Genomic DNA, 7,374 nt, shown 5'->3' with positions numbered 1-7,374 from the left:
CAGGCGGGCCGGGTACGACGACCTGACCCCGCCCCCCGCCCCCGCACACGGACGATCAGGAACCCGACGAGCCCGCCGGGAGTGACCCCGCGGACAGCGACCCCGCGGAGAGCGGCCCGGTCCCGCCGGTGAACCCGTCCCTCCACGCCACGACCGTCGACGGACGTGGCTGCGACGTCCCGCCGTCGGGCCAGTGGGAGGCGGGGTTCTCGATCGAGGCCCCGTCCTTCTCCCCGGGGTGCTGGACGTTGACGATCGCGCGGTCGGCAAAGACGAGCGGACCGCAGGTCTCCGCACCGATCGGCACGGTGAGGAACAGCTTGGTCTCGCCCCGGTTCGGCCCCTCTGTGGCCACCGAGTAGAGCCCGTCGTTGAATCCGAGCGCGTTGCCGTCGGTGGACACCCACAGCCCACCGGAGGGGTCGAAGGCCACGTTGTCCGGGCACGAGATCGGGCTGACCTTGGACTTGTCGAAGCCGCCGAAGTAGGTGTCGGCGGCGGCGGGGTCGCCGCACACCAGGAGCAGGTTCCAGCCGAAGGTCGTCCCGGCGTGGTCGTCGGTGATCTCGACGACCTGCCCGTGCTTGTTGTCGTGCCGGGGGTTGGCCTCGTCGACCTGGCCGACGGTGCGGCGGGTGTTGTTGGTCAGCGCCATGTACACCTTGCCGGTCGTGGGGCTGGGTTCGACGTCCTCCGGCCGATCCATCCTGGTGGCCCCGACCGCGTCGCCCGCCATGCGTGTGTACACGGCGACCTGCTCCGCGGTCATGCCGGTGACGTGGGAGACGGCGTTGCCGGCCGCGTCGACGGTCATGAGCGGGATCCAGCCGCCCGTCCCGTCGAACGCGCCGTCCGAGGGGAGCGTGCCCGACCCGTCGATCTCCGACTCCGGGGAGTTGCCGGTGAAGGTGGCCACGTAGAGCGTCCCCTCGTCGAGGATCCTCATGTTCTGGGTCCGCGCCGCCGCGGTCCGTCCCGGCACCATCTTCCGGCTGGAGACGAACTTGTAGAGGTAGTCGAACCGCTCGTCGTCGCCCGAATAGATGACGACGGTCCCGTCGGCGGTCACGTGAACGGTCCCGCCCTCGTGCTTGAACCGCCCGAGCGCCGAGTGCTTGACCGGCGTGGAGTCCGGGTTCCAGGGATCGACCTCGACGATGTAGCCGAAACGGTTGACCTCGTTCGGCTCGGCGGCCAGGTCGAAGCGGCTGTCGAAGCGCTCCCACTTGCGGCCCGACTCACCGACCGCCACGCCGTAGCGACGCAGGGCCTCCACACGCGCCGGGTCGGTCACGGAGCCGGTGGTGCCGAAGTACTGGTTGAAGTTCTCCTCGCCGGACAGGACTGTTCCCCAGGGGGTGTGGCCGCCGGCGCAGTTGTTGAGTGTTCCCAGCACGCGGGTCCCGGTGGGGTCGGCGGTGGTCCGGGTGAGGGGGCCGACGGCCGGGCCCCGCAGCTCGAACGGCGTCGTCGCGGTGATGCGGCGGTTGTAGGACCCCATCACGGGATCGAGCCCGCCGTCGGACGGCCTGCTGGCGAGCTCCACCACCGTCATGCCGTGTGCGGCCCAGGCGATCTCCACCTGCTCGCGGGTCGGGGCGGCGGAGTCGTACCCGCGGAACATCATCGGCTCGGTGGTGTACTCGTGGTTGACGGTGAGCAGGAACCGGTCGTCGCGGTCGTCCATGGGGAACAGGACCGCCAGGTCGCAGTTGAAGCCGTACTGCACCGCCTGCGCGGCGGCCGTCTGGTTCTCGAAGTCGAAGCCGGGCGCCCCGGGGACCACCGGGTCGCCCCAGCGGATCACCACGTCGCTGGAGTGCCCGACGGGCACGGTGACGGCGTCCGCGGTGTTGGGCTCCACGGGGAGGAAACCGGTGTCGAGGGTGCCCCCACCCGTCGACCCGGGTGCCCCGGCCGAGCCCGTGCCGAGGGAACCCTGCGCGGCGACGGAGGCGGGCAGGACCTGGGTGGCCCCCACCGCGAGCGCGACCACGCCCGCCGCCTTGAGCGCCCCCCGGCGGCTGATCTCGGTGGCGACGTCCCCGAAGTACGGGTTGTCGCTCGTGTTGGGGACCGGCGCCGCGCACTGGTCACCGCACTTGTACACACAGGTCAGGTGCTGGCGGTTGGAGATTCCGGGGGTGGCGATCGGAAGCAGACTGCGGACTGACAACGGTTCTCCCTGAGGACGTGTGCGCCCCACACGGGCGCACGAGGACGCTGTGACCCTAGGGAGCGCGGGCGACGGCGCGGGCGTGCTGAGGACACGTGCGGATGAACTGTGGGCGCAGTGCCGGTGAACACCGGTCCCGTGACGCTACAGTCGTCGTGACAACCCTCAATCTCGGATCGTCCGGCACGTTCCTGCCGGTGAAGGGAAGGATCTCTCCATGGCTACGGTGACCTTCGAGAACGTGTCCATCATCTACCCGGGCGCCGCACGGCGCAGTGTGGACCGACTCGACCTGGAGATCGCCGACGGCGAGTTCCTGGTCCTGGTGGGACCGTCGGGCTGCGGGAAGTCCACCACTCTCCGCGCGCTCGCCGGGCTCGAGGACGTCTCGGCCGGACGCATCCTCATCGGTGACAGGGACGTCACCGGGACGGAGCCCAAGGACCGGGACATCGCGATGGTCTTCCAGAACTACGCGCTCTACCCGCACTACACCGTGCGCGAGAACATGGGTTTCGCGCTCAAGCTGGCCAAGGCCTCCAAGAAGGAGATCGCGGAGCGGGTGGACCGCGCCGCGGAGATGCTCGACCTCACGGACTACCTCGACCGCAAGCCCAAGGAACTCTCCGGTGGTCAGCGCCAGCGGGTCGCCATGGGTCGGGCGATCGTGCGCAACCCGCAGGTGTTCCTCATGGACGAGCCGCTGTCGAACCTCGACGCCAAGCTCCGGGTGGCCACCCGCGCCCAGATCGCCAAATTGCAGCGTGAACTGCGCACCACCATGATCTACGTGACCCACGACCAGGTCGAGGCCATGACGATGGGGGATCGGGTGGCGGTGCTCAAGGACGGCATCCTGCAGCAGGTCGACACCCCGCGCGAGCTGTACCACAACCCGGTCAACGCCTTCGTCGCCGGCTTCATCGGATCGCCGTCGATGAACCTCTTCGACGCGCCCGTCTCGGACGGCAGAGTGGACCTGGAGGGTTTCGCGGAAGAGGTCCCGCCGGGGTCCGGACCGAGGGTCACCGTGGGCGTGCGGCCGGAGCACCTGCGGATCGCCGGGGACGGTCACGGGTTGGAGGTGACCGTGGACCTGGTCGAGGAGCTGGGGGCGGACAGCTACCTGCACTGCTCCACCGCGGACGGGCACCCGGTGGTCTACCGGGCCGAATCGGGTGACCACCCGGGTAAGGGCGAGACCATGTTCCTGGCCGCGCTCGACGGCGAGGTCCGCTTCTTCGACGTGGAGACCGGCCTGCGACTGCGGTGACCGGGTGCGCCGAGGCGGGCCACAGGGCTCGACGAGGCGGGCCACAGGCCCGATGAGGGCGGTAGTGGCGGATTGCAACATCTGTTGTTGCTAGAGTGTCGCGTGTGATCTGAGTCTCGCGGCCCACGGGCGGCGGTACGGCGGGGAGTCGGCGATGGGACCGTCCATGGTCCGACGCCACAGGCCCCGTGTGGGTTACGCTCAGCGGGACCTCAGAGAGACCCGCGTCACAGTGAACCCGGGATCACCCGACCGCCGGCACACGTCGGCGGTAGGCGAGACACGACAATAGGAGAGAGCGCATGGCCGTTCACGGCAGGTTCCTCAAGGCGGCGGCGGCCGCATCCATGGTCGCGGTGCTCACCGCGGCCTGTGGCAACGGTGGTGGTGACGAATCCGACGAGCAGGCGGAGGCCGGCACCTCGGGCGTCGGCCCGATCACCTTCGCGATGGGCAGCAACGACACGGACAAGCTCCGTCCCGTCATCGAGCAGTGGAACGCGGAGAACCCCGACCAGGAGGTCACCCTCCGTGAGCTCCCCGCCGAGCAGGACGGTCAGCGGGACACCCTCACGCAGTCCCTCCAGACCGAGAGCGGCGAGTACGACGTGTTCGCTCTCGACGTCACGGACACCGCGTACTTCGCGGCCAACGGGTGGCTGCAGCCGATCGAGGGCGACACCGAGGTCGACACGTCCGGCCTGATCGAGGCCGCCGTGGACTCCGCGACCTACAACGGCACGCTCTACGGCATCCCGCAGAACACCAACGCCCAGCTGCTGTACTACCGCACGGACCTCCAGCCGGAGGCGCCCGCCAACTGGGACGCACTGGTCGCGTCCTGCGAGGCCGCCGAAGGCGCCGACGTCGACTGCCTGCAGACGCAGCTCAGCCTCTACGAGGGCCTCACCGTCGCCGCCACCCAGTTCATCCACAGCTGGGGCGGTCAGGTCGTGGGTGACGACGGGCAGACCCCGGAGCTCGACACCGATCAGGCACGCGCCGGCCTCACCGCCCTGGTCGACGCCTACCAGAACGGCGTGATCCCCCCGCAGACCGACGCCTTCACGGAGGAGGAGACCGCGCAGGCCTTCCTCGCCGGCGAGACCATGTACTCCTACAACTGGCCGTACATGTACGAGTCGGGCCAGTCCGATCCCACGTCCCAGGTCCAGGGCCGGTTCGAGGTCGCACCCATCGTCGGCCAGGACGGCGCAGGCCGGTCCACCCTCGGCGGCTACAACAACGCCATCAACGTGTTCTCCGAGAACAAGGCCACGGCGCAGGCGTTCCTCGAGTTCATCATCTCCGAGGACGTCCAGATGGGCTTCGCCGAGCAGTCGTTCCCGCCGGTCCTGTCCTCGATCTACGACGACGAGGCGCTGCAGCAGGAGTTCCCGTACATGCCGGCCCTCAAGGCGGCTCTCGAGAACGCCGAGCCGCGCCCGGTCACGCCGTACTACCCGGCGGTGTCCAAGGCGATCCAGGACAACACGTTCGCCGCGCTGCGTGGCGAGAAGAACGTCGAGCAGGCGCTCACCGACATGAGCGCCGCGATCGACCAAGCGGCTCAGTGACACCAGAGTCTGAACAGCAGGTATGACATCACCGCGCTGATGGGCCCCGGGTAGCATTCCCGGGGCCCATCGGCCGTCGTGGTGAGGGCGGGTGCGATCCGATGAGGAGCTGCAGCGATGACGACGAGTGAGAAGTCCCCGGCGCCACTGGTCGAGAAGAGATTCGACTGGCGTCCGGTGTGGATGGTGGGCCCCGCGCTCGCGATCCTCGCGGTGGTGATCGGTTACCCGGTCGTCCGTGCGGTGTACCTGTCCTTCCAGGCCGACCGCGGCCTCGATCCCGCCACGGGGATGTTCTCGGACGGTGGGTTCGCCGGGTTCCAGCACTATCTCTACTGGCTCACCCAGGCGTGCCCGGCCCGGGGCGGCGACGGCACCATCCCCTGCCCGCCCGGTGTCTCGGCCGTCGACTTCTGGCCCGCCATGGGCAACACCCTGTTCTTCACCGTCACCACCGTCTCGCTCGAGACCGTGCTCGGCTTCGCCATGGCGGTGGTCATGGGCAAGAGCATCTGGGGACGCTCGCTCCTGCGCGCGGCGGTCCTCGTGCCGTGGGCGATCCCCACCGCCGTCACCGCCAAGCTCTGGGCGTTCATCTTCGCCCCCAACGGGATCGCCAACACGATGCTGGGCACCAACATCGCCTGGACCACCGACCCGTTCTACGCCCGTATGGCCATCATCATCGCGGACGTGTGGAAGACCGCGCCCTTCATGGCGCTGCTGATCCTCGCCGGGTTGCAGATGATCCCCGGGGACGTCTACGAGGCGGCCCGAGTGGACGGCGCCTCACGGTGGCAGCAGTTCACCAGGATCACGTTGCCGCTGGTCCGGCCGGCCCTGATGGTGGCGATCCTCTTCCGCACCCTCGACGCGCTGCGCATGTACGACCTGCCCGTGATCCTCGTGTCGGCCAACTCCGGCTCGCCCACCGCGACGGTGTCCATGCTGGTGGTCAACGAGATGCGGATGGGCAACTTCAACAGCGCGTCCGCCATATCGACACTGGTGTTCCTGCTGATCTTCGCCGTGGCGTTCGTCATGGTGAAGTTCCTCGGCGCGAATGTCGTCGATGACCGCACCGGCAAGAAGGAGGAGATCCGGTGAGTCACCGAGCGCCTGAACCGTCCACGTCGTCCACCACGCGGCCGCCCACCTCGTCGTCGTCACACCCCGGTCTCCACGATCGGGACAACAACGACGACCTTCGGCCGCCCCGCAAGCCACTCGGCCCGAGGATCGGCACCTACATCGGGGCCCTGCTCATCCTGATCTGGGGGCTCGCGCCGTTCTACTGGATGCTCGTCACCGCGTTCCGCGACAACCGGTTCGTGTTCTCCGCCAGTCCCGTGCCCTCGCACCTCACCCTGGACAACTTCCGTGAGGCACTGGCCACGGACGCGGGCAACAACTTCTTCGGTGCGATCATCAACTCGGTGATCATCAGCTCCATCACCACCGCGCTGGCGCTGCTCTTCGGCGTCTTCACCGCCTATGCGCTCGCGCGGGTCGACTTCCGCGGGAAGTTCTTCGTCACCGGCGTCATCCTGGCCGCGTCGATGTTCCCCGGCGTCGCGCTGGTCACGCCGCTGTTCCAGCTGTTCACCGACATCGGGTGGATCGGCACCTACCAGGCGCTCATCATCCCCAACATCTCGTTCGCGCTGCCCCTGACCATCTACACCCTGACCTCGTTCTTCAACGACCTGCCCTGGGAGCTGGAGGAGGCGGCGCGCGTCGACGGCGCCACCCGCGGCCAGGCGTTCATCAAGATCATCCTGCCGCTCGCCGCGCCGGCGTTGTTCACCACCGCGATCCTGGCGTTCATCATCACGTGGAACGAGTTCCTGCTGTCGCAGCAGCTGTCCAACTCCTCGACCGAGCCGGTCACCGTGGCGATCGCCCGGTTCTCCGGGGTCAACCCCTACATTCCGCCGCACGCGGCGATCATGGCGGCGGGTGCGCTCGTCACCGTCCCGCTGGTGATCATGGTGCTGATCTTCCAGCGACGGATCATCTCCGGTCTCACCGCCGGCGGTCTGAAGAGCTGACCGGTCGTGGCTCGGAGCGGCGGGGACGCGCTCGGGACCCGGCAGCGGCTGGAGGTCCTGGGCGGGTTCGTCGGGTTCTTCACCGTCCTCGCGCTGGTCAACGCGGTCGGCCTGATCGTGGTCGGGCGCCCGTCGATCCTCGCCTCGTTCGTGCTGGTGCTCATGCTCGCGGCGTCCGGTTACACCGTCCGCGTGTGGCGCCGGGCCGACCGCGCCGTCAACCGCGGCTGAGTCCGCCCCTCAGCGACGGAGCCGGGCCGTCAGCGGCCGTCGCGCCAGGCCACCAGCGACTCCACC

At 68.9% G+C, this 7,374-nt stretch carries 6 protein-coding genes; 5 read left to right on the top strand and 1 reads right to left on the bottom strand.

Going from position 1 to position 7,374, the window contains the following annotated elements:
* Window positions 1-55: 55 nt before the first annotated feature.
* A complete protein-coding gene (locus G6021_RS01180; protein ID WP_182617236.1) occupies window positions 56-2,176 on the bottom strand; it encodes a PhoX family phosphatase in 2,121 nt (706 codons plus the stop codon).
* A gap of 217 nt (window positions 2,177-2,393) precedes the next feature.
* Between G6021_RS01180 and ugpC the strand changes: the two genes are divergently transcribed.
* From ugpC to G6021_RS01155, 5 genes are all read left to right on the top strand, one after another.
* The gene (ugpC, locus tag G6021_RS01175) at window positions 2,394-3,449 is read left to right on the top strand and encodes a sn-glycerol-3-phosphate ABC transporter ATP-binding protein UgpC (RefSeq protein WP_182638599.1); all 1,056 of its coding nucleotides are present in this window, start codon (window positions 2,394-2,396) and stop codon (window positions 3,447-3,449) included.
* Between the two features lie 302 nt (window positions 3,450-3,751).
* Window positions 3,752-5,026 (top strand): ABC transporter substrate-binding protein, encoded by a 1,275-nt coding sequence (locus G6021_RS01170; RefSeq protein WP_179523949.1) that lies wholly within the window; start codon window positions 3,752-3,754, stop codon window positions 5,024-5,026.
* A 117-nt stretch (window positions 5,027-5,143) separates the two neighbouring features.
* Window positions 5,144-6,133, top strand: coding sequence for a sugar ABC transporter permease (locus G6021_RS01165; RefSeq protein ID WP_095718899.1), 990 nt, complete (start codon window positions 5,144-5,146; stop codon window positions 6,131-6,133).
* Complete coding sequence (locus G6021_RS01160) at window positions 6,130-7,077, top strand: ABC transporter permease subunit (RefSeq protein ID WP_182638600.1); 948 nt, start codon at window positions 6,130-6,132, stop codon at window positions 7,075-7,077. The genes G6021_RS01165 and G6021_RS01160 overlap by 4 nt, the downstream gene beginning before the upstream one ends.
* A 6-nt stretch (window positions 7,078-7,083) precedes the next feature.
* Window positions 7,084-7,308 (top strand): hypothetical protein, encoded by a 225-nt coding sequence (locus tag G6021_RS01155; protein WP_182640496.1) that lies wholly within the window; start codon window positions 7,084-7,086, stop codon window positions 7,306-7,308.
* Window positions 7,309-7,374 lie beyond the last annotated feature (66 nt).

The sequence above is a fragment of the Dietzia sp. CW19 genome, assembly GCF_014145265.1.
Taxonomy (GTDB): Bacteria; Actinomycetota; Actinomycetes; order Mycobacteriales; family Mycobacteriaceae; genus Dietzia; species Dietzia natronolimnaea.
Note: the sequence above shows the minus strand (reverse complement) of the source record. Positions and strands in the feature narration are given on the sequence as shown.